We start from the raw sequence: 25,746 nt of genomic DNA, 5'->3' as shown, positions 1-25,746 counted from the left end.
GCCGCCGCGTCCGGCGGCAGATGCGGCAGGCCGAGCCGCTCGGCCGCCTGCGCGGCCACGCCGACCACGTATTCGAAGCCCGGGACGATCGCCTCGGCGCCGAGCGCGCGCGCGGCGGCCGCGACCGCCGCCGGCGAACTCGTATCCACGGCGGTAAACGAGGCGGCGGCCGCGCGCAGCTCGGGCGGCACGATGCGCTCGTCGCGATCGGCGGAAAACACGTGGGCGGCAAGCCCGAGCCGCGCCGCAGCGGCGACCAGCGCCGCGCCCGACGACGCCGGTTCCAGCACGATGATGGCGGTCATGGCGCGCCCCTCAAGCGGCAACCGCTTCCGGCTGCGCCTGGGTCGCCTCGCGCAGTTCGTCGAAGTACTCGCCGATCAGGCCGACGAAGTGGCGCAGATAGGCTTCGGCCTTGTCGATGCCGCCCCAGCCGTCGATCGCGCGCTGCACGGCGCCCCACATCAGGTCGTCGTGATCGTGCGATTCGTCGTACTGGATATGGCCGAGCGAGCCCTTCACCAGCTCCTGGCCGAAGGCCTGCGCCGCCGCCTCGGTGATGATCTTGTTGTAGCGATCCGAATACCATTCGACGAACCAGTTCCACACCATGGTCGGCAGCGGGCCGTCGCGGCCGATGCTCAGGTACAGGTAGCCGATCAGCTTGTCGGTGCTGTGGAAGGGCTGGATCGCGTCGACCTGCTTGTCGGTCAGGCCGAACTTCTCGATGTCGCGCAGGAACAGGCCTTCATGGCCGTATTCCTCGGCCAGGTATTGCGCGAGGATCTGCGCGAGGTGATTGTCCTTGAAGCCGATCTTGTAGAGCGCGAAGGCATCGACTTCGTTGTTGAGGCGAATGCGCAGCACGGTTTCGACCAGGTGCCGCCGATAGAACTCGCGGTCGATGCCCTCGCCGCGATGGAACGCGGCCGTTGCCGGCGATGCCGCGAACAGCCGGTTGATGGACTGCTCGGCGACTTGCTCGAAGCGGGCGCGATCGTGGTTTGCCATCTTTTCTCTCCAGGTTCCAGGTCATAGGGGACGGTTGTCCGGCGCGGGCGGCTGCCCGCGATCCGGCTTTCGGCTACTCGATGACAAGGGAGGAAAGACAGCGCGGCTGCGGAGGGCGGCGCCGCTCGGCGCGCCATCCTGCGTCGGCTTTTATGATGACCGGCGGGGCCGGTTACTTCTGTACGACCGCGCCGATGCTCGCGGCCACCACGCAGAAGGTGCCGGCGATCTGCAACGCGCTCAGGGGCTGCGAGAGCACCACGAAACCGATCGCCGCGGCGATCGCCGGCTCGGCGCTCATCAGGATGCCGAACGACGAGGCGCTCATGCTGCGCAGCGCGATCAGCTCCAGCACGTAGGGAAACAGCGGCACCAGCATCGCCAGGTAGGCGGCGTCGAGCAACTGCCCGGCGGGCAGGTGGCCGCCGCTTTGCGCGATGCCGAACGGCGTGGTCACCAGCGCGGCCACGATCAGCGAGGTGGCGAGCCCCTGCAGGCCGTCGAACAGCGTGCCCACGCGCTTCATCAGCAGGATGTAGGCGGCCCAGCCGAGCGCCGAGCCGACCGGGAATACCAGCGCAGCGGGCGTGGCCACCCACATGCCGTCCTGGCGCGCCAGCAGCAGCACGCCGGCCAGCGCCAGCACCGGCCATAGCAGCAGGGCCGGCTTGCGCACGCGGAAGGTGGCGATCGCCAGCGGCCCGAGGAAGTTGATCGCGACCGCGAGCCCGAGCGGCACGCGGCGCGCCGCCTCGAAGAAGCACAGCGTCATGCCGGCCATCGCGCTGCCCAGCGCGATCGCGGCGATCCAGCGCTGGCGCGAATAGCTGTGCAGCGGCGGGCGCACCACCACCGCGAGCACCAGCGCGGCGAAGCAGAGCCGCAGCCAGGTGGTGCTGACGGTGCCGTATTCGATCGTCGCCGGCCGCGACAGCGCGGCGCCCAACTGCACGCTGCACATCGAGGCGACCGCCAACAACGGTGCGATAGCAGCCGTGAACGACGCAGGAGCGCGCGATTCGGCAGGCGGGCCGCCGTCCGCCCGGGCGGCGCTCAATTCATCGCTCATGGTGGCTTCCAGGTAGGTGACCGAGCGAGTCTAACCGGGCTCGGGCGCGTGGTATAAGCTGCTTATTCTTATGGCCGCATCAGGAAAATTGATGATCCGAGATCTCGACAGCACCCTGCTGCGCACCTTCGTGACGGTGGTCGAAACCGGCAGCGTGAGCGGCGCGGCCACCGCGCTGCGGCGCACCCAGGCCGCCGTCAGCATGGCCTTGCGGCGGCTCGAGGACGAGGTCGGCCAGCGCCTGCTGGAACGCTCGCCGCGCGGCGTGAAGCCGACCGCGGCCGGCAGCGTGCTGCTGCCCTATGCGCACGAGCTGCTCGGCATCGGCCTGGCCGCGCGCGCGGCGCTCAACGCGGGCGAGATCTCGGGCACGGTGCGGCTCGGCATCCTGGAGGACATCGCGGTGGGCCACCTGCCGCACGCGCTCTCGCAGTTCGCGGCCGCGTTCCCCAACGTCGCGCTGGAGATCGTGGTCGACGCGAGCCCGGTGCTGTCGCAGCGCCTGGCCAATACCTCGCTCGATTTCGCGATCGGCGATCCCAGCCTGATCCGCGCCGAGCCGCTCGTCACCTGGCAGCATCCGCTGCACTGGGCCGCCGCGCGCACGCGCGAGGCGTTCACGCGCGGCGAACCGCTGCCGATCGTGGCCTTCGGCGGCACCTGCCCGTGGCAGGAGAAGCTGTTCGCGACGCTGCGCGATGCGGGCATTGCGTGGCGCGTGATCTGCACCAGCACCAGCCTGTCGGCGATCCAGTCGGCCGTGGAGGCAGGGCTGGGCGTGGCGGTGCTGCTGGACTGGAACGTGCGCCGCGACTCGATGCGTGTGCTCGATCCGCGCGCGGCCGGGTTGCCGGCGCCGCCGATGGCGGATTTCGGCTTGTTCAGTCATGCGGACGCCGGCGATTCGGGTTCGGCGGCGGCCACGCTGCAGCGCTTCCTGTTTCATGCCTTGCAGCTCGGCGCGCCCGGCGAGGCGGCCGGGGATGGCGGGCGTCGGGTCGGGTCGCTGCGGGTGGCCATCTGAGCGCGATGCGGGCTTCCCGCGAGGTCACCGAGCGAGTTGTCCAGGCTCCCGCCAGCGTCTGGCGAACTATGGGCAACACCGATCGCGCCTCGCGTTTTGTCATGAAATACTCCGGGAACAATTCATCGCGATCCTGTCATCCCGACAATTCGCCCACGCCCGCCCGGCGCCGCGCCTCGTGCCGCCCGGCCGGGCTCGCTTCACGGTCCAGCCCCTTCAGCGGCAATGAAACAGCATTCGGCACATAGGATCCTCATCGTCTTCTCCCTCGCCTCGGCCATGCTCGCCGCCAGCTTCCCGGCGGCCGCGCAACACGCGCCCCGGCAGCCGCGCCACTGCCTGGACCTGGCCGGCGTGCAGATTCCCCCGGCTGAAATCGGCCTGCCGACCGACGGCGCGATGGTGCAGACCGCCTCGACCATCGGCGCGACCACGATCGGCAACCAGGATGGCGATTATTGCCGGCTGACCGGCGTGATCCGCGCGAAGACGGCCGGCACGCCCGACATCCGCTTCGAGATGAACCTGCCGGATCGCTGGAACCGCCGCGCGCTGCAATTCGGCGGCGGCGGCTACAACGGCGTGGTCGTGACCGGCACCGGCCCGACGCCGTTCTCGCCCGATATCGCGCCGCTCGCCCAGGGTTACGCCACCTTCGGCGACGATTCCGGCCATATCGGCAACCCGGGGGAAGGCAGCTTCGGCATGCTCGACGAGGCCGTCATGAACTACGGCTACGCGCATCTGAAGAAGGTCCACGACGTGGCGCTCGCGCTGATCACGCGCGGCTACGAACGCGCGCCCGACAAGATGTATTTCGCGGGCGGCTCGACGGGCGGCCGCGAAGCCTACACGGTGATCCAGCGCTACCCCGACGACTACGACGGCGTGATCGCCAACGCGCCCGCGCTGAACTTCACCGGCGTGCGCCTGATCGGCGTGGCGGTGGGACGGGCCGAGTACCGCAGGCCGGGCGGCTTCGTGTCGAGGCATTTGCTCGAACGCGTGTACGAGCGGACCTTGCAGGTTTGCGATGCGCTGGACGGCGTCGCCGACGGGATCGTCAGCGATGTCGAGGCCTGCCGCGCGAAGGAGCCGGAGATCATCGACTCCTTGCGTTGTCCGGATCAGCGTGCATTGGCGGAGGACGTGCCGGCGCAGATGCCGGCGATCGTCGCCAGCCCCGGCACCATGGCGCGCGGCGGCAACCCCGCCGGCGCCTGCCTGACGCCGACGCAGCTCGCCACGCTCGAATTGCTGCGCGACGGGCTGCATCTGCCCTACCCGCTCGCCTGGAACGTCGACGGTTATCGCGGCTACAACGTGTTCCAGGGCACGCGCTTCACGAGCGGGCTCGGGCTCGCCAATTCGCCCTTGCCGCTCGCGCAGCCGCAGTTCCATGAAAACGGCTACCTGTTCGCGCAGGGCGATGCCTATATCCGCTACTTCGTCACGCGCGACACCGGCTTCAACGGGCTCGATTTCGACGTGAAGCACCCGGGCCGCTACCAGCAGCGGCTGGTCTCGCTGTCGAAGACGATCGGCGCGATGAATCCGGACCTGACGCGCTTCATCGCGCGCGGCGGCAAGCTGATCACCATGCAGGGGCTGGCCGATGAAGTGATCAGCCCGAACCAGACGATCGCGTACTACGACAGGCTGGTTGCGCGTTACGGGCAGGAGCGTGTGGATGGCTTCATGCGCCTCTACATGGCGCCGGGTTTCCAGCACGGCAATGGCGTGTTCATTCCGTCGGTCGATCTGCTCGGCGCGCTCGATCGATGGGTGTCGCACGATGTGTCGCCGGAAACGCTGCTGGCCACCGATATCGTGCCGGCCACCAATGGGCGCACGCGCCCGCTGTGCCGATATCCGGCGTTTCCGCGCTATGTGGGCAAGGGGAATGTGAATCGGGCGAGCAGCTTTGTCTGTGCGATGTCGTGACGGGGGCGGCCTCGCGGCTCCCTACTAGGCGCCGACCATCGAACCCAGGAACATCGCGACCTTGGCCTTGCTGGTCTTCTGCAGTCGCGACATGAGTGCGTGATCGATGCGGCTCAGGCCGTAGGTTCGCGCCATGTCGCTTTGCAGGCGGCACCACAGATGGCTCGCCATCTCGGCGTCGACCATCGCCCGGTGGGCACGGCCCGTCTTCGGCAGGCTCAGCATCTCGACCAGGCTCGACAGTCGATGGCTTGGCGCCTGCGGATAGATGCGTCGCGCGACCAGCAGCGTGCAGGCGAATTCGTGTGCCGACGGCACGCCGAGCAGCCCCAGCTCCGATTGCCAGAAACGCCGGTCGAAACCGGCGTTGTGGGCCACCACCGGATGGTTTCCGACAAACGCCGCCGCCTCCCGCATCACGGTCGCCACCGGCGGCGCCGACGCGATCATGTCGTTCGTGATGCCGGTCAACGCGACCACGTCCGACGGGATGCGTCGGCCGGCGTTCATCAGGCTCTGATAGCGGTCGACGATTTCGCCATCGCGCAACAGCACGATGGCGATTTCGGTGGCGCGGTCGCCCTGGGCGGGGGAAAGTCCGGTGGTTTCGAAGTCCAGAACGGCAACGGTTTGCATATCTCTTTGCTTGTGCGGCGGGGTTGAATCGGGCGAACTCCCAGGCCCGTGCTGGCTTCGGCGCTTGAGCTTGCGGGGCGCGGCGGCTTTCGACGCCGCGCCCCAAGTGCCGATGAGAACGAGCTCAAACGGCAATTTGCCGACTTACTTCGTCAGGCGCACCACGTACAGGCCGGAAGCCTGTGCGTTGGCGGCCACGCTGTAGTTCGGCGGGGTCGAAATCGATGCGCCTTGCTGCAGCGGCTGATAGCTCACGGTGCCGCCCGACAGGCTCGCATACTCGATCACGGGCGGATTCTGCGTCGGCTTGACGTCCGTCTTGAAGTTCAGCGTCAGCGTCGACGAGGCCATCGAATGCAGATCGCCGGCGGATTTTACCTCGTAGACATAATCGGCCGCCACGCCGGCGGGAACCGGATCGGGTTTGCCCAGGCAAACGGCGAAGTCGCCGGAGATGCCATTTGCCGGCGTCTTGATCGTCAGTGTCGCGATGCCGTCGTCGGTCACCAGGTTCATGTTCGCGTTCGAGATGCTGCTGTTCGAGAGCGTCAGTTTCTTGTAGCTGGACGGACAGGAGAACGCCGCCTCCTTCGTCGTCTCCTTCGAACCCTGCGAGGTCGAACCCGTGGTGTTTCCGCCGGCCGCCGGGGTGCCGCCGTCATCGTCGCCGCCGCCGCATGCCGACAGCAGGACTGCCACGCTCATGACGCTTGTCAAAACGAAACGCTTTTTCATCTTCATCCTCGTAATTGTTAAATATAACTAACGAACAACATCACATCTTCGGATCGATTTGGATTTCATCGTCCCGTGTGATTCTTGATAAACCTCGCGCGGCTATGCACCACCGCCTTGCAGCATCGTGGCATTCACGGTTGGACGCCGTTCGAGCTGATCTGCCCGCCGGTGTTCAAAATGAACATCTCGGCTCGCTGGCCGGCAATCTCGGCAAAACCTCGTAGCTTTGACGGGTTGCGACTGCCGACCTGATTGATGATGATCCGGGCCGCATCGTATTGGTGAGTTGTTCACGATCACGCCGGGTTTCTGGACGTCGAACTGGGAATAGGTGTTAAGGAAACCCCGCCGCCGCCCAGCTTGTTGATATTGATCTGCGGCAGGCTGCTGGGTGTCTGGATAACCGAAGGCGCATGCGCGGTTTCCTCCACGTCGACAAACATGCAGTGGACGCGATTGAACACCGATCGGTGGCTACTTTTGTTCACGTGATTTGGTCTACTCGCAAGTCGCGCCCCGGCGCGATGCTGATCAATTGACAATCACATTCTTACCCGAAACATCCCTCCGTTCGACTATCTCGAATTAAAGAATGTCAAATCAGGCAGGCACGTTGGGTTTTCACCTCGATCAGTCAACCCGGATGCGTAATGCAACGCCGTCTCAAAAATAACGACACCCACCACCGGTCGACAACGCCGCGCGACAACCAGGTCGAGATCTCGGAATAGACGTGAAAATATCGGCAGTTCTTTTATCTAATTATTAGCCTGAACGGCGCGGACTCATGCTGACGACATATGGACGGCACGCGACTTGATCGACTTACCTTTCGCGGTATCTCAGTCAACTTGACGCGGCTCACACCCCCAAAAACCCGCGATGCCTTGCGCGATCGCGGGTTCAACCTCTCACCGAATCTCGGTGCACTGCTTGTCTGGTGCGGGTACCGGGACAGAACAAATCCACCTACTCACCGTCGAGCACGAGGAGGACATCTCAAAATAAGTACATGCCCCCTAATATGCCCCCCCATCTCTTGACGCAACTTCGGCTCGGTGACGACAACTTATCCTACCGTCGTGACATGACCACTCCCAACGTCCGAAGTGGTTGCGCATGCGATCGGCCCGGCCAGCGTTTCCGATTAGTTTCGCTGCAAACACTTCTGATTGGGCTTGGGAAGCCTCCGACGCGCCAAACACTCGAGCAAACGCCGTCGCCGTGTTTATTCACACCCTATACTCAGGCGACAAGCAAATCGGCATCCCAATGCCCACACTTCCAATTCGAATGCAACCCACCTCGCTAGCACAAGTGAAATCAAAATCCCCGCATTACTTGATGGCTAAGCGCTCACTCACACGAACCATCCACAATCTCGTGCGCCTTATCGCACTTCAGAACCTGATCCAGAGTTGAAATATTAGATACTGTATTTTTATTATCGAGACAGGTTAGCTTGACCCCACGCTTCCCAGAGAGAGAACTGACCAGCAAATTCCTATGCGTCACCCCCTCATCACCACCCTCAGTGGCCTCCGATATTTCATATCGATAACCTTCATTCTCAAATCCGACAACAAAGGTACTCAAGTCTGACCGAGAATACTCATCGTAACCAAATTGAGCTTCGGAATTATCCAAATCTTTTGGGAATACCAACTCGAGCGCATCTTTTTTGCCGTACCTATATTGCAAATACCCCAACTTTCCAGACATATCCGACGAAGTGCAAATCGAGACAATTTTGTGATTTTCTTTCAAATCACAATTAAAGACAGTCACTTCCTCCGCCTTACACAACCCCGCCGCATGGGCAGTCGACATTTCAAAAACCGAAAACAATAAAAACAGAATTGCCGATTTCATTCAATATCACCTTATTTATCATACGAAATATCGAACGTATCCATCCAATGACTCGATGGTTGAGATCAAGCTTATGAGTAGTTCTCCATGATGTTGATTAAGGTAACAATGTCCCGCTGAACAGCGCCGCATTGCGGGCGCTTCAGAAACACGGCGTCGTCTACGCCGATCGCGGCTACAACTCCGAGCGGCATCGGCGAGCCCTGCGTAATCGCGGTATCGAGCCAATGATCGCGAAGCGCCGGACCGCACACATTCCTGGCTCCACAATCTTCGATGCCAACGTACGCGCTTCGAGCGACGTGCCTGCATTCACGAATGCATTCCTGAGACTTGGCTGCTCGCTCGTCCGTTGGAACATCTTCGCGCGAGCTGAGCAGGGTTTTCGAACTGGCCTCTTAGTGGATAAGATCCCGCTGCTCCATCCAGGCTTCAATGGGCGCTTTCCCCGGACGGATGTAGCGAATGCGTGCCCAATCTGGCGCCTGTTCACCAATAACGGCAACGTGATCGCCACGAATCAGATACCCATGGCGGTTGCTCCCCACCGAAGGTCGCTCATACAGCCACGCGCGGTCTACCTGCACAGTCCATGTTGACGGTGCGCCAGGATTCGATGGCGGGCTGCCAGCGGATGCCTGCGTCGGATGATTCCCGACATGGGCGGGGTTCCCGAGCGCTGTCTGGATTTGTGCGTAGTAGCCGGCGTTTTCTGCGCTCGGCGGATCACATGCACGAAGGTTGTCAATGCCGAGCGCAACGCGTACGAACGGCTTGATATTCGCCGCCTTGGTCTGGCTGAATTGTGTCCACACGGCTTGGGCGGTCGGCTTTTCCAGCGCCTTCATCGACTGCAAGTCCGTTTCACCCGAGTCAAGTTGGCTACGCCAAACCGGGGCCCTGTCATCCCACGCGCCCCCGCAAACGGCACCCGAGTAGTCGCGCGCGACACACCCGGTTTGGGTGTCGAGGATCGGGCAGAACTCGCGACTGGCAACGACAGATTTGCCATCTTCGGATTCCGTTATGCCATTCCGGGTGAGATCGAGCACGACATAGCGTCCGTCGCTCGATCGTGCGTGGGTCGCGACCGTCGAAAAGATGACGCCGCCCGTCGCGGTCAGTGGTTCGTCCGGGATGATAGGTAACGAACGACCATCCGGGAGTGTGATCGTGAGATGGGTCCAACCTTGCCCGAATGTGCGACTGAGTTCCGACGAGACGGGCGTGGAGTAAACGAGTCGCGCGTGATTGGAAAAATCCATCTCCTGCTGATCGTGCTCGCACCATGCCGGTTGGGAAGCCAGCAACGCAGAAATCATCAAAGTGAATCGTGCTGTTATGCTCATGTTCATCCTAGCAAGCCGTTGAAATACATCTCGGCCTGACGCATTGGACCGGCCAGAATTTCATAGCCATTCACGAGCCGTCCACCATCATCTCGGCTATCCGCCCTGCATTGCCAAGCAACCTGAAGTGGGCAACCAACGTAACCACGCCGCACGAGATGCCGACGGCTCATCATTTCTGACGCAAGGCGCGCCATACTCCGACTTTCCGGAGAGATTCAGGCCTCCGGTTGCGGATCCACATAGTGCCAAATGACCATGCCGCGTGAGGTGTGCTGAGGGCCTGGCATCGGCTCTCCCGCTTCGACATGAACCGAATCCTTCACAGCCGGACTTTGCCAACGACCAGTACGCGGACACGCTTCCCCGGGCAAGGCGCGCAAACTCGTCTGCGCGACGGATTGGGGGAAGTAGGTCGACTCTTCCTCAGGGATGCTACCGTCCCGATAGCGGGTATCTTCCCATAGCAAGCGCCAGCGTACCTCGTACTCGTCGTTCGTGCCTTCCAATAAATACGTGTGGGCGACACTGCCCTTGAGGAAGTAATTCGGGCAGCCAACCTTGCCAGCCGGAAACCATGGCTCCCAGATTCCCTCGATGGGGATTTCCTCGCCGCTCGCGACTTCGCCGACCCGGGATTCGTTCTTGGCGGGGCATGCGGGAAGATCGGCTGGATACTTACGCCCCGGCGGCCAATACTTCCAAGCTGGAAGCGGTACATCCTGAAACAGGGATTCATAGGTCCAATACTCGAACACGCGAGTTCCGGTATCCGTGTCTGTTTCATAGGCCATCAGCCCTTCAAAACCAAATGCGATCGAGCAATCCAGTGCGTAGCACATCAATTGCTGGATCCAGACACCGTGTACCAACCCTGTCGCAAATTCTGGGTCGCTGTAGGTGTTGTTCTTCAAACCCAAGGCTAGAAAAAACGGATCGTATTTTCTGCCAACTTCATCCGCAGTTCGCCCAAACAAGACATCGCTGACTTCCGCGCTCCCGGCAATCAACGCGCCGTAGGCCGATCGCTTGTCCAAGCCTCGGCGCAAGGTATCAATACCTTGATCCATCTGCACCAGTGCGCCGAGAAAATCATATGTGTAAGCTTTCTCGAGTTCATCCTGATTGGGGCTCGGCGAGTCCATCCGTTTGGCGTAGGCGTCGAGAAAGTCCCGATACAACTGGACGGCGTGCTCCAGGTAGGTGAGGCTCGTCCACTTCTTGACCAGATAGAACGCCTTGGCGCGCGCGTCCTGCTCTTGTGCCTCGGTCATCGCTAACGTGTTCAGCATCATTGCGCTCGTCCATTCATTGATTGTTTGCCCGTGACGGCGGCCGCGCGACGGGCGTAGCCCTCATGCCTGATCCTGGCCGATCGCTCGCGCTCCTCCAGCATCAGCGCGCGGGCCTCGGCCTCACCGGGCAGCGTGACGTCATTCCAGTTCGTTTTACGAGCCTTGAGCAAGCCGGCCGCCAATTGCTTGCCTATCCACTCTTTTACGGGCGCGTTGTGCGAGTGACTGAAATCCACGAAATACTTTTGCGGAGAGAGGCGTTGCAGATGGCAACGTCATCTGACGGCACGTGCATCCTGTAATCCAAGGGGGCATTTTTCGATCAACGGCATCGAATGATTACAACATCCCCCGAAGGTGCCCACACATGCCCTCGAACTCACGCGGACTACGCTGGATGGCTCAAGAATGCAAAAACCCGCGAAGCCTTAAGCTATCACGGGTTTTCGGAACAACGAGGACTACCTGGGACATGTATTTGGTGCCGGGGACCGGACTCGAACCGGCAAGCCAATGAAGGCGGCGGATTTTCGTCACACTGCTTCTTTCGAAGCCGGCCGGGCGCGTGCCTGGCCGTTCGTGCGCTGGACTATGCCTTCGCCGTCGCCTGCACGCGTTCGCCGCATGCAAGGCCTTAGGCGCCCCCCGTCTAGTCTCTACACCTTCCCGCGCATCGCTCGCGCGATGTCCGGGCTTGGCTCGGCGTTGCCTCGTCGCGCTGCGCGCCAGGGGTTTCACCGAATTTGAAGGGTTCTGCACCGGACGTTTCCGACCGGGCACTCAAATCATTTAAGTCCGCTATGTTTACCAATTTCATCACCCCGGCTAAGGGCGGACCGCATTCTACCACTGGTCCGGCACGACTTCAGTCCGGTAAACAGGCTCGTCTGCGGATTGGCGGCGAGGGTTTCGCCATCGTCGGGAAAACCACCCTGACCATCCCCGCCGGCGCCTTGTCCCACCTCATCCGGCGCGCGTCATCGAAGCGTCACACGCACTGCCGATAATCGTCGACGTAAACGTTTACATCGCGAGCGCCCATGACGTCGACCATCAAGGATGTTGCAGCCTTGTCCGGCTTTTCGATCGCCACGGTCTCGCGTGCGATCAACGCCCCGCACACGGTGAGCCCGGATACGCTCGCGACGATTCGCGCCGCGATCGAGACACTGCAGTTCCGGCCCAATCCGCTGGGCCGACAATTGCGCAGCGATCGCACCCAGTTGATCGGCGTGATCCTGCCCACCTTCGCCAACCCGGTGTTCACCGAATGCCTGCAAGGCCTCGACGAGCTGGCATCGCAAGCCGGCTTCAAGCTGATCGTGATGACCACGGAGTATGACACGGCACGCGAGCAGCATGCGATCGAGACGCTGCGCGCGCAGCGCGTCGAAGGCCTGATCCTGACGGTCGCCGACGCGCACGCGCATCCCCTGCTCGACGCGCTCGATCGCGACGGCCTGCTCTACGTGCTGATGCACAACGACACGCCGCATCGCCCCTCGGTGGCGGTCGACAATCGCCAGGCCGCCTACGACGGCGTGAGCCACCTGATCGCGCGCGGCCATCGTCGCGTGCTGATGCTGGCCGGCTCGCTGGCCGCCTCGGATCGCGCCCGGCAGCGCCATCTCGGCTACGCGCAGGCGCTCGCCGATCACGGTCTCGAGCCGCTGCCGGCGCTGGAGGTCGACTTCAACGCGCCCGAGCTGCCCAACGCGGTGCTCGCGCACCTCACCTCGAAGGCCACGCGCCCCACCGCGATCTTCTGCAGCAACGACCTGCTGGCGATGGTGGTGATGCGCGGGCTGCGTCGCGCGAAGTTCCGCGTGCCCGACGACATCTCGGTGCTCGGTTTCGACGGCCTGGCGATCGGCGAACTGCTGGCGCCGCCGCTGGCCAGCGTCGCCACGCCGAATCGCGAGATCGGTCGCTCCGCCTGGCGCCGCCTGGCCGAACGCCGCGCCGGCGAGACCCATGCCGCGCCCGCGCTGGTCCTGCAACACACGGTGCGCGACGGCGGCTCGGTGACCGCGATCGGCGATGCGCTCGATGCCGGCTGCGGCAACGGTCACGGCCCGGACGGCGCGCATGGCCTCGACACCCACGACTGAGGACGGCGCGATGTTCAACCTATTCCCGCCGGCCGGCCGATTCGTTTCGTCATCCGTATCGATTGACCCGGCGCACGCGTCGCCGCGCACCCCGCATCCCTCGAGTGGACGGCAGGTACCGTCCGCCCCTTGCTCGTTCGCCCCTGTCCATGCTCCATCCGTCCTCGCCAGGAGACCTCACGTGACTTTCCGCTTCCCCTTCCCGCACGCGCTTGCCGGCGCGCTGCGCCACGCCGCGGCCCTGCCGGCGGCCTGCGTGCTCGCGCTGGCCGCGTTCGCGCCGCTCGCCGCGCACGCCGACGAGACCGCGATCTGCTACAACTGCCCGCCCGAATGGGCCGACTGGGCCTCGCAGATCGCCGCGATCAAGCAGAAGACCGGCATCCGCGTGCCGTTCGACAACAAGAACTCGGGCCAGGCGATCGCGCAGTTGATCGCCGAGCAGAAGAGCCCGGTGGCCGACGTGGTGTATCTCGGCGTGTCCTCGGCCTTCCAGGCCACGGACAAGGGCTTGGTCGAGCCGTACAAGCCCGCGCACTGGAACGAGATCCCCTCCAACATGAAGGACCCGCAAGGCAACTGGTTCGCGATCCATTCGGGCACGCTGGGCTTCTTCGTCAACAAGGACGCGCTCGACGGCAAGCCGGTGCCGCGCTCCTGGGCGGACCTGCTCAAGCCCGAGTACAAGGGCATGATCGGCTACCTCGACCCGGCCAGCGCCTTCGTGGGTTACGCCGGCGCGGTCGCCGTCAACCAGGCGCTGGGCGGCTCGCTCGACAACTTCAAGCCCGCGCTCGACTGGTTCCGCAAGCTCAAGGCGAACCAGCCGATCGTGCCGAAGCAGACTGCCTATGCGCGCGTACTGTCGGGCGAGATCCCGATCCTGATCGACTACGACTTCGACGCCTATCGCGCCGAGTACAAGGACCACGCCAACGTCGCCTTCGTGATCCCGGCCGAGGGCACCATCTCGGTGCCCTATGTGATGAGCCTGGTGAAGAACGCGCCGCACGCGGCCAACGGCCGGAAGGTGCTCGACTTCGTGCTGTCCGACGAAGGCCAGAAGCTGTGGGCCAATGCCTACCTGCGCCCGGTGCGAGCGCAGGCGATCAGCCCCGAGCTGGCCGCCAGGTTCCTGCCGGCCAGCGACTACGCGCGCGCCAGGCCGGTCGACTTCGGCAAGATGGCGGCGGGCCAGCAGGCCTTCGGCCAGCAGTACCTGCAGACCATGCAATGAGGAGCGGCGGCGAGATGCGCGACCTGAGCTTCCCGCTGCGCTGGCGCCTCGCGCTGCTCGCGCCGGCGCTGGCGGTGTTCACCGCGTTCTGGCTGCTGCCGATGGTGGTGCTGGTGCGCGTCTCGGCCGAGGGCGGCTTCGTGTCGACCTACCTCGCGCTGCTCGCCAATGCCCGCTACATGAAGAGCCTGGCCTCGACAGTCGCGCTGTCGGCGGCCGTCACGCTCGCCACGCTGGCGCTCTCCACCCTGGCCGGGCTGCTGCTGGCGCGCCGCGAGTTCGCGGGCAAGCGCGCGCTGGTGGCCCTGCTGACCTTCCCGCTCGCGTTCCCCGGCGTGGTGGTCGGCTTCATGGTGATCATGCTGGCGGGTCGGCAGGGGCTGGTCGGCATGCTGTCGGCGAAGCTGACCGGCGACAAATGGGTGTTCGCCTATTCGGTGGCGGGCCTGTTCGTCGGCTACCTGTATTTCTCGATTCCGCGCGTGATCGTCACCGTGATCGCTTCGGCCTCGAAGCTGGACCCCTCGCTGGAGGAAGCCGCGCGCTCGCTCGGCGCCTCGGCCTGGCGCGTGTTCGCCGACATCGTGCTGCCCGCGCTGGCGCCGGGCCTGATCGCCTCGGGCGCGATCTGCTTCGCCACCTCGATGGGCGCCTTCGGCACCGCCTTCACGCTGGCCACCGAGCTCGACGTGCTGCCGATGACGATCTACACCGAGTTCACGCTGAACGCGAACATCGCCACCGCCGCCGGCCTGTCGATCGTGCTCGGCATCGTCACCTGGGCGGTGCTCGCGCTCGCGCGCAGCCTGACCGGGCAGGCCGCGGCGGCCGCCTGACTTCATCGAGGACCCCACCCCGACCATGACCACGCTCCCGCCCCCGGCCGGCCTCGATGCCGAGCAGGCCGCGCCGCCCGATCGAAGCCGCGCAAGCGGCGCGCTTCGAGGCCCGCATCACGGCCCACATCACCGCCCACGACGCGGCCCGCTGCGTGCCCTGCCGAGCGGGCGCAGCCTCGCGGCCGCCGCGCAATGGGCCGTCACGCTCGGCCTGTGCGCCTTCCTGATCATCCCGATCGGCATGTCGGTGCTGGCCGGGCTGACCGTCAACTATTTCCGCGGCCCGTCGAGCGGCCTCACGCTGCGCTGGCTCGGCGAAGTCTGGGCCCAGTACCAGGGTTCGGTCTGGCTGTCGCTCGAGGTGGCCGCCGCCACGCTCGCGCTCACGCTGGTCACCGGCGTGCCGGCCGCCTATGCGCTGGCGCGCAGCCGCCATCGCCTGGCACGCCTCGCCGAGGAGGCGCTGGTGCTGCCGATCGCGCTGCCGGGCCTGGCCTCGGCGCTGGCCCTGCTGATCGTCTATGGCGGCTTCTCGTCGTTTCGCACCAGCCTGTGGTTCATCGTGGTCGGCCACGTGGTGTTCACGCTGCCCTTCATGGTCCGCGCGGTGGCGGCGGTAGCCGCGCGCGCCGACCTGCGCACGCTGGAGGAAGGCGCCGCCAGCCTCGGCGCCTCGTTCGCCACGCGCTTTTTCACCATCGTGCTGCCCAACCTGCGTCCCGGCATCGTGGCCGGCGCGCTCGCGGTGCTGACGCTGTCGATCGGCGAATTCAACCTGACCTGGATGCTGCACACGCCCGACACCAAGACGCTGCCGGTGGGCCTGGCCGATACCTATGCCTCGATGCGCATCGAGATCGGCAGCGCCTACACGATCCTGTTCCTGCTGATGACGCTGCCGCTGCTGGTGGCGATGCAATGGCTCGGCGTCGACGCGACCGGCACGCGCGTCGACGCCGGCGCCGCGCGCAAGTCGCGCAAGCCTTCCGCCTGACCTCTCACCGCCCCTGCCCGACGATGAAGCTCGATTCCATCCCCGTCACGCTGACGCGCTGCGCCAAGACCTTCCGCGACACGCGCGTGCTCGAACCGCTGGACCTGACGATCGGCGCCGGCGAAACCCTGGTGCTGCTGGGCCCTTCCGGCTGCGGCAAGACCACCACCTTGCGCATGATCGCCGGGCTCGACCGGCCCGACGCGGGCGGCGCCATCCACTTCGGCGACGAGGACGTGACGGCCCTGCCGATCGAGCGGCGCCAGGTCGGCATGGTGTTCCAGAGCTACGCGCTGTTCCCGAACCTGACGGTGCGCGGCAATGTCGGCTACGGCCTGAAGATCCGCCGCACCGCGGCGGCCGCGCTGCGCGAGCGCGTCGACGAGCTGCTGGCGATGATGCAGCTCGGCGCGCATGCCGACAAACCGGTCACCGAGCTGTCGGGCGGCCAGCGCCAGCGCGTCGCGCTGGCCCGCGCACTGGCGGTGCGCCCGCGCGTGCTGCTGCTCGACGAGCCGCTGACGGCGCTCGACGCCAAGCTGCGCGACACCCTGCGTCGCGACATGAATGCCCTGCTGCGCGAACTCGGCGTGACCACTGTCTACGTCACGCACGACCAGGCCGAGGCGATGGAACTGGGCGACCGCATCGTGGTGATGGGCGCCGGGCGCATCGAGCAGATCGGCACCCCGCGCGACATCTACTACCGCCCGGCCAGCCGCGCGGTGGCGCAGTTCATCGGCACGCTCAACCGCATCGAGGGCGTCTGGCGCGACGGCGCGCTGGTCACCACCGGCGGCGCGGTGCCGAGCGATCGTCAGGCTTCCGAACTGTTCTTCCGCCCCGAGGACGCCCAGCTGGTCGACCCCGGCACGGCGCCGCTGCGCGGCTCGGTGGCCGGCTGCGCCTTCCTCGGCGAACGCACGCGCCTGACGATCGAGCAGGCCGCGCCCGACGCGCTGGTGATCGACGTTCCCGGCCGGATCGCGCTCGCGCGCGGCACCGCCGTCGGCCTGGCGATCGCCCCCGAGGGGCTGATCGCGCTTCCCTGACCCCGCACAAGTACCCACGAGGATTTCCCCATGTTGCTCGCCCAGATCAGCGACCTGCACATCAAGCGCCCGGGCGCGCTCGCCTATCGCCGCGTCGATACCGCCGCGAGCCTGGCGCGCACCGTCGCGCGCCTGAACGCGCTGGTGCCGCGTCCCGACGCGGTGCTGGTGACCGGCGACCTGACCGACTTCGGCCACGACGACGAGTACCAGCACCTCAAGCGCCTGCTCGCGCCGCTCGAGATCCCCTATTACCTGCTGATCGGCAACCACGACGAGCGCGGCGCGCTGCGGCGCGTGTTCGCCGAGCGCGCCGAGCTGCAGGGCAGCGAGTTCGTGCAGTACGCGCTCGACCTGGGCCCGCTGCGGGTGATCGCGCTGGATTCGCAGATCACCGGCCAGAGCGCCGGCACGCTGTGCGAGGCGCGCCTCGACTGGCTCGCACGCGAGCTGGAGGCCGCCGCCGGGCGCCCGACCGTGGTCGCCCTGCACCATCCGCCGTTCGCCTCGGGCATCGCCCACATGGATCGCCAGCGGCTCGATCCCGAAGCCGCGCGCCGGCTCGATGCGCTGCTGCGCGCCCATCCGAACGTCGAGCGCGTGCTGTGCGGGCACGTGCATCGCACCATGTTCGCGCGCTTCGGCGGCACCATCGCCCTGGCGGTGCCGGCGCCCGCGCACCAGGTGGCCTTCGACCTGCGCCCCGACGGCCCCTCGGCCTTCGCGATCGAGCCGCCGGCCTTTGCCGTGCATCGCTACGATCCCGTCGAGGGCCTGGCCACCCATCATGTGTATGTCGACGACAGCGACGGCCCGCATCCGTTCTACGACGCCTCGGGCGCGCTGATCGACTGAAACGGCAGAAGGCGGGACGACGACGCGCCTCGCCGTGCACGCGGCACGGGCCAGCGGCCCGGCGGCCCAGGATGCCGACGCGACGCGAGCCCGGCACCGGCAGAGTTCACGGCGCTCCGGTATGATCGGCAGCCTCGCCGGCGCGGCCGTCCTCGCGCTGCCTCGGCCCCGCCGTTCCGGCGCGCCCGGCTTCGCGCGCCCCGCTTCTTCCCGATCGCCCATGTCCACGCCGCCTTCCGCCATCGCCTCGCCGTCCGCCGCCCATCGCCATTACTCGCGCGGCCTGCTGCTCCTGCTCGCGACCATCGCGGGCGTGTCGGTCGCCAACATCTACTACAACCAGCCGCTGCTCGGCGCGCTGCGCCTGTCCTTCCCCGACGGCGCGGCCTGGATCGGCGTGGTGCCGACGGCCACCCAGCTGGGCTACGCGGCCGGCATGCTGCTGCTCGCGCCGCTGGGCGACCGCTTCGACCGCCGCAAGCTGATCCTGCTGCAGATCGCCGGGCTGTCGGTCGCGCTGCTGGTGGCGGCCGCCGCGCCGGCGCTGCCGGTGCTGGCCGCGGCCAGCCTGGCGATCGGCGTGCTGGCCACCATCGCCCAGCAGGCGGTGCCCTTCGCGGCCGAGATCGCGCCGCCGGCCGAACGCGGCGCGGCGGTCGGCACGGTGATGAGCGGCTTGCTGCTGGGGATCCTGCTGGCGCGCACGGCGGCCGGCTTCATCGCCGAATATCTCGGCTGGCGCGCGGTGTTCTGCGCCTCGGTGGCGGCGCTGCTGGCGCTGGCGGTGGTGATCATGCTGCGCCTGCCGCGCAGCACGCCGACCTCGACGCTGCGCTATCCGCAACTGCTGGCCTCGCTCTGGCACCTGGCGGTGGAACTGCGCGAGCTGCGCTACGCGGCGGCCACCGGCGCGGCCATGTTCGCCGCGTTCAGCGCCTTCTGGCCGGCACTCACCCTGCTGCTGGCCGGCGCGCCCTTCCATTACGGGCCGCAGGCGGCCGGGCTGTTCGGCGCGGTCGGCGCGGCCGGCGCGCTGGCCGCGCCCTATGCCGGCAAATCGGCCGACAAGCGCGGGCCGCACGCGGTGATCGCGCTCGGCATCTGGCTGGTGGCGATCTCGTTCGCGATCTTCGCGGTCTCGGCCAGTTCCCTGGCGGGGCTGGTGATCGGCGTGATCGTGCTCGACGTGGGCGTGCAGGCCGCGCAGATCTCGAACCAGTCGCGCATCTATGCGCTCAAGCCCGAGGCGCGCAGCCGCGTCAACACGGTCTACATGGTCTGTTATTTCATCGGCGGCGCGATCGGCTCATCGGCCGGCGTCGAGGCCTGGCATGCCGGGGGATGGCTGGGTGTGAGCGTGGTGGGGCTGTTGTTCGCCTGCCTGGCCGGCGCGATCCATCACTTCGGCGCGCGCCGCCGGGCTTGAGCGGAGCGGGCCGCCGCGAACCCGGCCCTGCCGGCTCGGCTGCCGCGAATCGGCAGGCGCTGCCGGGGGCCGGCGGCGGGCGCGCTTGCCCGCGAATCGGGCCGGGTTGCCCGAGCCTGTCCGGATCTCGCGGCCCCGAGCATGATCCTGAGGAATCCGTGCCTAGCAGGCCGCCTCGGGCCGCCCCGAGCCGGCCGAGGCCGCGCGCCCTACTTCACCGCCTTGCGCGCCGGATCGCAGACGAAGGACAAGCCCACGCTGCCGAGGATCGCCAGCGTCGCGATCACGGTGGCGGCCGTGACCGGCTCGCCGAGCAGCAGCGCACCCAGCGCCACCGCGACGATCGGGTTCACGTACATGCAGCTGCTGGCCAGCACCGGGCTGGTGTTGCGGATCAGGTAGCCGTAGGCGACATACGCGATCATGGTGCCGAAGATCATCAGGTACAGGAACGCGAAGGTCGGCAGCACCGCCCACTGCACGCTGCGCTCGCCGAGGAACATCGCGGCGATGGTCGACATGGTGCCGCCCAGGCCGATCTGTAGCGAGGTGGACAGGAACAGGTCGCTGGGCAGCTTGAGGCGGCTCGACAGATGCACGCCGCCGGCCCAGAACAGGCCGCCGCACAGCACCGAGATGCTGCCCAGCGTGGAGCCCGGCGTGGACGGCCCGCCCGAGTTCAGGATCACGATGCCGACCATGCCGAGCCCGACCGCCACCCACTCGCCGCGCGCGACCTGGCGCCCGGCGATGGCGGCGATCACGGTGGCGAACAGCGGCACGGTAGCCACCATCACGGCCGCCGAGCCGCTGCTGACGGTGCGCATGCCGAGCGCGATCAGCCCCGAGGAGGCCGCCACCAGCATGGTGCCGACGATGCCGGCGTTGCGGATCTCGACCAGGCTGGGCATCACCGGCTTGCGTCGCATCGCGAACACGAACAGGCCGATGCCGGCCAGGCCGTTGCGCATGCCCGAGAGCAGCAGCGGCGGAAACGACTCGAGCGCGATATGCAGCGCCAGGTAGGTCGAGCCCCAGACGAAATAGATGAAGGCCAGCGCCAGCGCGATGCGCCCGCCGCGGCTTTGCGGCAGGCGGATGCGGACTCGGCCCGCGACGGCGAGCAGACGGTCGAGCAAGGTCATGGCTCAGCTCGGCTCGTTGGCGGATCGGGAAGACGGGACGGATCGAGGGCCCGGCATGGCAGCGACAGCCGCAGTCGTCGCCAAGGCGGCGGGCAGCGCGGCGAAACCATCGTGGCGGGCAATGCGGACGTGCGAGGGCGACCGGCGCGAAGCCGATGCGGCGGGGAAAAACGAGCGGGACGGCATGTCGTCGAGAACGGAACCGGAGAAGTCGAACTGACCCAGAAGAATGGGCGCGCCGCGACCGACGGCGCCTTTGAAAGCATTATGCATGACAGCCAGGAAGGCGAATCGGGGTCAATCAGGAAAAGCTCGACGCTGACGTTTCGGCGCGACAGCCCCCGCTCGCCCTTGTCGCGACCCGACGCGAATCTGCCGCAAAACGACAGCCGCCGCCGCATTTCAAACCATCCCGGCAAGACCCCGCGCGCCAGGCCCGCCGGCCCTGCCCGGCGAATTCGGCGGCGCGCCGGCCAAGCGAGCGGTTGAAACCTCGGCCGTCCGGGTGTATCGTTCGCCCTTGCTAACGCGGGGGTCCTGCGTTGCGCCATTCGGAATGCGGCGCATCGCGGGTGAGAAATACCCTTTGAACCTGATCTGGATAATGCCAGCGCAGGGAAGCGTACGGGCCTCGCCACACGTGGTACCTCCGGCCGGCCTGCCGCCCTCTCTCGTCTCCTGCTTAGCGCCCCACATCAGGAGATGACCGCATGAATGCCAACCCGAAGTTCCTGTCCGCCGATGCCCGCGTCGACGCCGCCGCGATCGCCCCGCTGCCGAATTCCCGCAAGGTCTACGTGACGGGCTCGCAGCCCGACATCCGCGTGCCGATGCGCGAGATCACGCAGGCGGACACGCCGACCGGCTTCGGCGGCGAGAAGAATCCGCCGATCTACGTCTACGACACCTCGGGCCCCTATACCGACCCGGAAGCCAGCATCGACATCCGCTCGGGCCTGCCGGCGCTGCGCCAGGGCTGGATCGAGTCGCGCGGCGACACCGAGACGCTGGACGGCCTGAGCAGCGCCTACGGCCGCGAGCGCGCCGCCGACGCGGCCACCGCCGAGCTGCGCTTCCCCGGCCTGCACCGCCAGCCGCGCCGCGCGCAGGCCGGCAGGAACGTGACGCAGATGCACTACGCGCGCCAGGGCATCGTCACGCCGGAGATGGAATACATCGCGATCCGCGAGAACCAGCGCCGCGCCGAATACCTCGCCAGCCTCGAGGCAAGCGGCCCGAACGGCGCCAAGCTGGCCGCCATGATGGGCCGCCAGCACCGCGGCCAGGCCTTCGGCGCCGCCGCCTTCGGCGAGAACCCGCTGGGCGAGATCACGCCCGAGTTCGTGCGCGAGGAAATCGCGCGCGGCCGCGCCATCATCCCCGCCAACATCAACCACCCGGAATCGGAGCCGATGATCATCGGCCGCAACTTCCTGGTGAAGATCAACGCCAACATCGGCAACTCGGCCGTCACCTCCTCGATCGGCGAGGAAGTCGACAAGATGACCTGGGCGATCCGCTGGGGCGGCGACACGGTGATGGACCTGTCCACCGGCAAGCACATCCACGAGACGCGCGAGTGGATCATCCGCAACAGCCCGGTGCCGATCGGCACGGTGCCGATCTACCAGGCGCTGGAGAAGGTCAACGGCAAAGCCGAGGACCTGACCTGGGAGATCTTCCGCGACACGCTGATCGAGCAGGCCGAGCAAGGCGTCGACTACTTCACGATCCACGCCGGCGTGCGCCTGCAATACGTGCCGCTGACCGCCAACCGCATGACGGGCATCGTCTCGCGCGGCGGCTCGATCATGGCCAAGTGGTGCCTCGCGCATCACAAGGAAAGCTTCCTCTACGAGCACTTCGAGGACATCTGCGAAATCATGAAGGCCTACGACGTGAGCTTCTCGCTCGGCGACGGCCTGCGCCCCGGCTCGATCTACGACGCCAACGACGAGGCCCAGCTCGGCGAGCTCAAGACGCTGGGCGAGCTCACCCAGATCGCCTGGAAGCACGACGTGCAGGTGATGATCGAAGGCCCGGGCCACGTGCCGATGCAGCTGATCAAGGAGAACATGGACCTGCAGCTCGACTGGTGCAAGGAAGCGCCGTTCTACACGCTCGGGCCGCTGACCACCGACATCGCGCCGGGCTACGACCACATCACCTCGGGCATCGGCGCGGCGATGATCGGCTGGTTCGGCACCGCGATGCTCTGCTACGTGACGCCCAAGGAGCACCTGGGCCTGCCGAACAAGGACGACGTCAAGGAAGGCATCATCACCTACAAGCTGGCGGCGCATGCGGCCGACCTGGCCAAGGGCCATCCGGGCGCGCAGGTGCGCGACAACGCGCTGTCCAAGGCGCGCTTCGAGTTCCGCTGGGAGGACCAGTTCAACCTCGGCCTCGATCCGGACAAGGCGCGCGAATTCCACGACGAGACCCTGCCCAAGGATTCGGCCAAGGTCGCGCACTTCTGCTCGATGTGCGGCCCGCACTTCTGCTCGATGAAGATCACGCAGGACGTGCGCGACTTCGCGGCCAAGCAGGGCGTGTCGGAAAGCGAGGCGCTGAAGAAGGGCATGGAAGTCAAGGCGGTCGAGTTCGTCAAGACCGGCGCCGAGATCTACCACCGCCAGTGAGCGGCACCGGCGCGGCCGTTGCCGCGCGCGGCCTCGCTGCGCCGCAGCATGCGCGGCCTCCGGGGCGCGGCCGATGCAAGCCGCGTACCCGCGGCGATACATTTGATTACGCCGGAAAAGAGGCTTAACAAGTCCTTACAGCAGCCGGTTCGCGGCTCCTCTAGATTGATAGTGTCGCGTGCGAATCGGATTTCCCGGGCCGCGCGCCACGACTCACTCTTCACTCTTTCCGAGGACACACCATGAACTCGATCCGACGTGTTGGGATAGGGGCGCTGCTGGTCGCCACCATCGCGAGCCTGTCGGCCTGCGACTCGATGACGACGCGCCAGCGCGATACGGCGATCGGCGCCGGTGTCGGCGGCGTGGCCGGCGCGGCCATCGGCGGCAGCGCGCTGTCGACGCTGGGCGGCGCGGCCGCCGGCGGCATCATCGGTAACCAGGTCGGCAAGTAAGCGCCCGCCCGGGCTTGAACCCGTTGGTCGACCCGCCCGCGCGTTCGCGGGCGGGTCGACTCGTCCTGCCGCCCTCGCTCCCCTACAGTTCGCCTCGTGACACGATGCGGGCTCGCGCGTGTTGAAATCTGCCGTTACTGTTTCACACAGCGTTTCATGCGCGACGCGCCTAAGCTCCCCGTATCGCCACCGTCACAGGACGCCTCCGTCCGGAGGTCCGCCATGAAAACCCGCACTTTCGTCGCCGCCGGCCTCGCCACCGTCGCCCTCGCCGGCTGCTATTACCCTTACGGCTATTACCCGGCCGGCGGTTATTACGCCGCCACGCCGGTCGCGCCCGCCGCGACCGATCCGACCTACCCGGCACCGGCCTACAACACCGCGCCGGCCTATGTCGCGCCCGCCTATCCGGCCTATTACCCGGCCTACCCGGCGCCGGCCTACTATCCGGCCTATGGCGGCTGGTGGGGGCCGTCGGTCTCGCTGGGCTTCCGCTTCGGCGGAGGCGGCTACTGGGGACGCGGCGGACGCTGGGGCGGCTGGCACGGCCATCGTTGAGCCTCGCGAGCGCAGGCGGCCGGTTCGCCTCGCCCGCGCCTGAGCGATCGCGGCCGCGCCGCCGTGCGTGGCCCGATCCATCGTCAGCGTGGCGCGCCGGGCGCCCGCTCGTGCGTGCGGCTGCGAGAGCCGGCCTTCGGAGTTCAAGGCCCTTCGCCTTGCAACGCGCCCCCACGTGCCCCACCTACCGCCTTCCCCGGCCAGCCTGCCAGTCGGCCTCGACGATTCCTCAGACCTATCTCCGCCTTTTTGCCATTTCATCCGTTCCTGTAACATCGGCGGCCGGCGCGGCGCTACCATGCCTCGGCATCCCGCGCCCCCATTCGAGCCCGCCATGTCCACCCGCCATCTCTCGCTGCTGATCCTGCTCGCCGCCTTCTGGGGCGCCTCGTTCCTGTTCATCCGCGTCGGCGTGGCCGACTTCGGCGTCGCCCCGCTGATGGTGCTGCGCGTCGGCTTCGGCGCGCTGTTCCTGCTGGTGCTCGCGCTGGCGCGCAACGGCGCGGCCGGACTGGCGCGCACGCTGCGCCGCCATGCCTGGCCGCTGCTGGTCTGCGGCCTGCTCAACTCGGCCGCGCCGTTCTGCCTGTTCGCCTTCGCCGAGTTGACGCTGCAGGCCGGCATCACCTCGGTGATCAATGCCACCGCGCCGCTGTGGGCCGCGGTGGTGGCCTATCTCTGGCTCGGCGAACGGCTTTCGATGCCGCGCGTGTTCGGCCTGGTGGTCGGTTTCGCGGGCGTGCTGCTGGTCGGCAACCAGGTGCTCGCGCCCGAGGGCAGCACCGGCGGCGCGAGCGCCGGCGCCACCGCGCTGGCCGCCGCGGCCGCGCTCGGCGCGACCCTGCTGTACGGGATCGCCGCCAACTACACCAAGCGCAAGCTGTCCGGCGTCGACCCGCTGATCAACGCGACCGGCACCATGAGCGGCGCCACGCTGTTGCTGCTGCCCTTCGCGCTGGCCACCTGGCCGGCCGCGCCGGCCTCGGCGCAGGCCTGGGGCGCGGTGATCGCGCTCGGCATCCTGTGCACCGGCGTCGCCTACCTGATCTTCTTCTACCTGATCGCGCATGTCGGGCCGTCGCGCACCATCACCGTGACCTTCGTGATCCCGATCTTCGGCATCCTGTGGGGCGCGCTGTTCCTCGACGAAACGGTCGCGCCGATCATGCTCGCCGGCTGCGCGGTGGTGCTGCTCGGCACCGCGCTCGCGACCGGCGCGATCCGGCGCATCCCGGGCTTCGGGTCGGCACGCGACACGGCCGCCTGAACCGCGATGCGCGGCCGCGACGTTTCGCATCCGCGCCGCGCATCGCCACTGCAACGCTGCCTTTCTTTTTCCGCGCTTTCCGGCTTTTTCGACACTTCAATCGTTTGCGCCCGGGCTTTCGCGCACGGCCGGCCAGCTCCGCGCCGAGGGCCCCGCGCGCGGCCGAACAACAGGTGTGCGAAGCGTCGATGATTCGTAGCGCCGAGCATTTTCCGTGCTCGTCCATT

The 25,746-nt window shown here is 66.7% G+C and carries 25 protein-coding genes, 2 pseudogenes and 1 riboswitch; of the genes and pseudogenes, 15 read left to right on the top strand and 12 right to left on the bottom strand.

All coding sequences use genetic code 11. The annotated features are described in order from the left end of the window. The 3 genes and pseudogenes from F3J18_RS09430 to F3J18_RS09420 form a co-directional block, all read right to left on the bottom strand. Nucleotides 1-305: pseudogene (locus F3J18_RS09430) on the bottom strand (phosphoribosylglycinamide synthetase); the annotation flags it as partial. 10 nt (nucleotides 306-315) lie between these two features. Then, nucleotides 316-1,011 (bottom strand): hypothetical protein, encoded by a 696-nt coding sequence (locus F3J18_RS09425; RefSeq protein WP_013697234.1) that lies wholly within the window; start codon nucleotides 1,009-1,011, stop codon nucleotides 316-318. A 172-nt stretch (nucleotides 1,012-1,183) separates the two neighbouring features. After that, nucleotides 1,184-2,080 (bottom strand): EamA family transporter, encoded by an 897-nt coding sequence (locus F3J18_RS09420; protein WP_166912644.1) that lies wholly within the window; start codon nucleotides 2,078-2,080, stop codon nucleotides 1,184-1,186. A 91-nt stretch (nucleotides 2,081-2,171) separates the two neighbouring features. Between F3J18_RS09420 and F3J18_RS09415 the strand changes: the two genes are divergently transcribed. Further along, entirely contained in the window at nucleotides 2,172-3,104 is a 933-nt protein-coding gene (locus tag F3J18_RS09415) for a LysR substrate-binding domain-containing protein (protein WP_166912643.1), read from the top strand. 225 nt (nucleotides 3,105-3,329) lie between these two features. Further along, the gene (locus tag F3J18_RS09410) at nucleotides 3,330-5,048 is read left to right on the top strand and encodes a tannase/feruloyl esterase family alpha/beta hydrolase (RefSeq protein ID WP_166912642.1); all 1,719 of its coding nucleotides are present in this window, start codon (nucleotides 3,330-3,332) and stop codon (nucleotides 5,046-5,048) included. Between the two features lie 24 nt (nucleotides 5,049-5,072). Here F3J18_RS09410 and F3J18_RS09405 read toward each other — a convergent pair whose 3' ends face one another. From F3J18_RS09405 to F3J18_RS09390, 5 genes are all read right to left on the bottom strand, one after another. Continuing rightward, entirely contained in the window at nucleotides 5,073-5,684 is a 612-nt protein-coding gene (locus F3J18_RS09405) for a 3'-5' exonuclease (RefSeq protein ID WP_025101424.1), read from the bottom strand. Nucleotides 5,685-5,828: 144 nt separating this feature from the next. Beyond that, nucleotides 5,829-6,425 carry a hypothetical protein gene (locus F3J18_RS37815; RefSeq protein WP_205195367.1) on the bottom strand — a complete coding sequence of 199 codons (597 nt, stop codon included), beginning with the start codon at nucleotides 6,423-6,425 and terminating at the stop codon, nucleotides 5,829-5,831. A gap of 128 nt (nucleotides 6,426-6,553) precedes the next feature. Next, on the bottom strand, nucleotides 6,554-6,685 hold the full coding sequence (locus F3J18_RS38130) for a hypothetical protein (protein ID WP_345891757.1): 132 nt from the start codon (nucleotides 6,683-6,685) through the stop codon (nucleotides 6,554-6,556). Nucleotides 6,686-6,718: 33 nt separating this feature from the next. Further along, complete coding sequence (locus F3J18_RS38125) at nucleotides 6,719-6,910, bottom strand: ESPR-type extended signal peptide-containing protein (RefSeq protein WP_240156375.1); 192 nt, start codon at nucleotides 6,908-6,910, stop codon at nucleotides 6,719-6,721. Nucleotides 6,911-7,778: 868 nt separating this feature from the next. Beyond that, nucleotides 7,779-8,294 (bottom strand): hypothetical protein, encoded by a 516-nt coding sequence (locus F3J18_RS09390; RefSeq protein WP_166912641.1) that lies wholly within the window; start codon nucleotides 8,292-8,294, stop codon nucleotides 7,779-7,781. Between the two features lie 134 nt (nucleotides 8,295-8,428). On the opposite strand from F3J18_RS09390, the pseudogene F3J18_RS09385 reads away from it, so the two are divergent. After that, nucleotides 8,429-8,680: pseudogene (locus tag F3J18_RS09385) on the top strand (IS5/IS1182 family transposase); the annotation flags it as partial. A 12-nt stretch (nucleotides 8,681-8,692) separates the two neighbouring features. On the opposite strand, the gene F3J18_RS09380 reads toward F3J18_RS09385, so the two are convergent. The 3 genes from F3J18_RS09380 to F3J18_RS09370 all read right to left on the bottom strand — a co-directional run bounded on the left by F3J18_RS09380 (nucleotide 8,693) and on the right by F3J18_RS09370 (nucleotide 11,174). Then, nucleotides 8,693-9,649, bottom strand: a complete 957-nt coding sequence (locus tag F3J18_RS09380; RefSeq protein ID WP_166912618.1) for an SH3 domain-containing protein — start codon at nucleotides 9,647-9,649, stop codon at nucleotides 8,693-8,695. A 212-nt stretch (nucleotides 9,650-9,861) separates the two neighbouring features. Beyond that, the gene (locus F3J18_RS09375) at nucleotides 9,862-10,938 is read right to left on the bottom strand and encodes an Imm72 family immunity protein (RefSeq protein ID WP_166912640.1); all 1,077 of its coding nucleotides are present in this window, start codon (nucleotides 10,936-10,938) and stop codon (nucleotides 9,862-9,864) included. After that, complete coding sequence (locus F3J18_RS09370; RefSeq protein WP_205195366.1) at nucleotides 10,935-11,174, bottom strand: hypothetical protein; 240 nt, start codon at nucleotides 11,172-11,174, stop codon at nucleotides 10,935-10,937. Before F3J18_RS09370 ends, F3J18_RS09375 begins: the two co-directional genes overlap by 4 nt. Nucleotides 11,175-11,978: 804 nt before the next feature. Here F3J18_RS09370 and F3J18_RS09365 point away from each other — a divergent pair. The 7 genes from F3J18_RS09365 to F3J18_RS09335 all read left to right on the top strand — a co-directional run bounded on the left by F3J18_RS09365 (nucleotide 11,979) and on the right by F3J18_RS09335 (nucleotide 19,452). Continuing rightward, nucleotides 11,979-13,049 carry a LacI family DNA-binding transcriptional regulator gene (locus tag F3J18_RS09365; RefSeq protein WP_166912639.1) on the top strand — a complete coding sequence of 357 codons (1,071 nt, stop codon included), beginning with the start codon at nucleotides 11,979-11,981 and terminating at the stop codon, nucleotides 13,047-13,049. A 223-nt stretch (nucleotides 13,050-13,272) separates the two neighbouring features. Continuing rightward, entirely contained in the window at nucleotides 13,273-14,286 is a 1,014-nt protein-coding gene (locus F3J18_RS09360) for an ABC transporter substrate-binding protein (protein ID WP_166912645.1), read from the top strand. Nucleotides 14,287-14,300: 14 nt separating this feature from the next. Further along, nucleotides 14,301-15,122, top strand: a complete 822-nt coding sequence (locus F3J18_RS09355; RefSeq protein WP_025101420.1) for an ABC transporter permease — start codon at nucleotides 14,301-14,303, stop codon at nucleotides 15,120-15,122. A 25-nt stretch (nucleotides 15,123-15,147) separates the two neighbouring features. After that, nucleotides 15,148-16,119: an ABC transporter permease gene (locus tag F3J18_RS09350; protein WP_166912638.1), complete on the top strand. Its 972-nt coding sequence runs from the start codon at nucleotides 15,148-15,150 to the stop codon at nucleotides 16,117-16,119. 23 nt (nucleotides 16,120-16,142) lie between these two features. Then, entirely contained in the window at nucleotides 16,143-17,171 is a 1,029-nt protein-coding gene (locus tag F3J18_RS09345; protein WP_025101418.1) for an ABC transporter ATP-binding protein, read from the top strand. Nucleotides 17,172-17,201: 30 nt separating this feature from the next. Next, complete coding sequence (locus F3J18_RS09340) at nucleotides 17,202-18,026, top strand: phosphodiesterase (protein ID WP_166912637.1); 825 nt, start codon at nucleotides 17,202-17,204, stop codon at nucleotides 18,024-18,026. 220 nt (nucleotides 18,027-18,246) lie between these two features. Then, nucleotides 18,247-19,452: an MFS transporter gene (locus F3J18_RS09335; protein WP_166912636.1), complete on the top strand. Its 1,206-nt coding sequence runs from the start codon at nucleotides 18,247-18,249 to the stop codon at nucleotides 19,450-19,452. A 209-nt stretch (nucleotides 19,453-19,661) separates the two neighbouring features. Here F3J18_RS09335 and F3J18_RS09330 read toward each other — a convergent pair whose 3' ends face one another. Beyond that, the gene (locus tag F3J18_RS09330; protein ID WP_166912635.1) at nucleotides 19,662-20,597 is read right to left on the bottom strand and encodes an EamA family transporter; all 936 of its coding nucleotides are present in this window, start codon (nucleotides 20,595-20,597) and stop codon (nucleotides 19,662-19,664) included. Here F3J18_RS09330 and F3J18_RS09325 point away from each other — a divergent pair. The 5 genes from F3J18_RS09325 (at nucleotide 20,596) to F3J18_RS09305 (ending at nucleotide 25,519) form a co-directional block, all read left to right on the top strand. Further along, nucleotides 20,596-20,817 (top strand): hypothetical protein, encoded by a 222-nt coding sequence (locus F3J18_RS09325; RefSeq protein WP_166912634.1) that lies wholly within the window; start codon nucleotides 20,596-20,598, stop codon nucleotides 20,815-20,817. The two genes, F3J18_RS09330 and F3J18_RS09325, sit on opposite strands and share 2 nt — an antisense overlap. Before the next feature lie 300 nt (nucleotides 20,818-21,117). Beyond that, nucleotides 21,118-21,234: riboswitch (TPP riboswitch) on the top strand. Between the two features lie 73 nt (nucleotides 21,235-21,307). Further along, nucleotides 21,308-23,239, top strand: coding sequence for a phosphomethylpyrimidine synthase ThiC (gene thiC / locus F3J18_RS09320; protein ID WP_166912633.1), 1,932 nt, complete (start codon nucleotides 21,308-21,310; stop codon nucleotides 23,237-23,239). A gap of 242 nt (nucleotides 23,240-23,481) precedes the next feature. After that, complete coding sequence (locus F3J18_RS09315) at nucleotides 23,482-23,694, top strand: glycine zipper 2TM domain-containing protein (RefSeq protein ID WP_025101413.1); 213 nt, start codon at nucleotides 23,482-23,484, stop codon at nucleotides 23,692-23,694. 222 nt (nucleotides 23,695-23,916) lie between these two features. After that, complete coding sequence (locus F3J18_RS09310; RefSeq protein WP_166912632.1) at nucleotides 23,917-24,252, top strand: hypothetical protein; 336 nt, start codon at nucleotides 23,917-23,919, stop codon at nucleotides 24,250-24,252. Between the two features lie 334 nt (nucleotides 24,253-24,586). Further along, nucleotides 24,587-25,519 carry a DMT family transporter gene (locus F3J18_RS09305; RefSeq protein WP_166912631.1) on the top strand — a complete coding sequence of 311 codons (933 nt, stop codon included), beginning with the start codon at nucleotides 24,587-24,589 and terminating at the stop codon, nucleotides 25,517-25,519. Nucleotides 25,520-25,746 lie beyond the last annotated feature (227 nt).

The organism is Burkholderia sp. Ax-1720 (assembly GCF_011753035.1).
Classification (GTDB): Bacteria; Pseudomonadota; Gammaproteobacteria; order Burkholderiales; family Burkholderiaceae; genus Burkholderia; species Burkholderia gladioli.
Note: the sequence above shows the minus strand (reverse complement) of the source record. Positions and strands in the feature narration are given on the sequence as shown.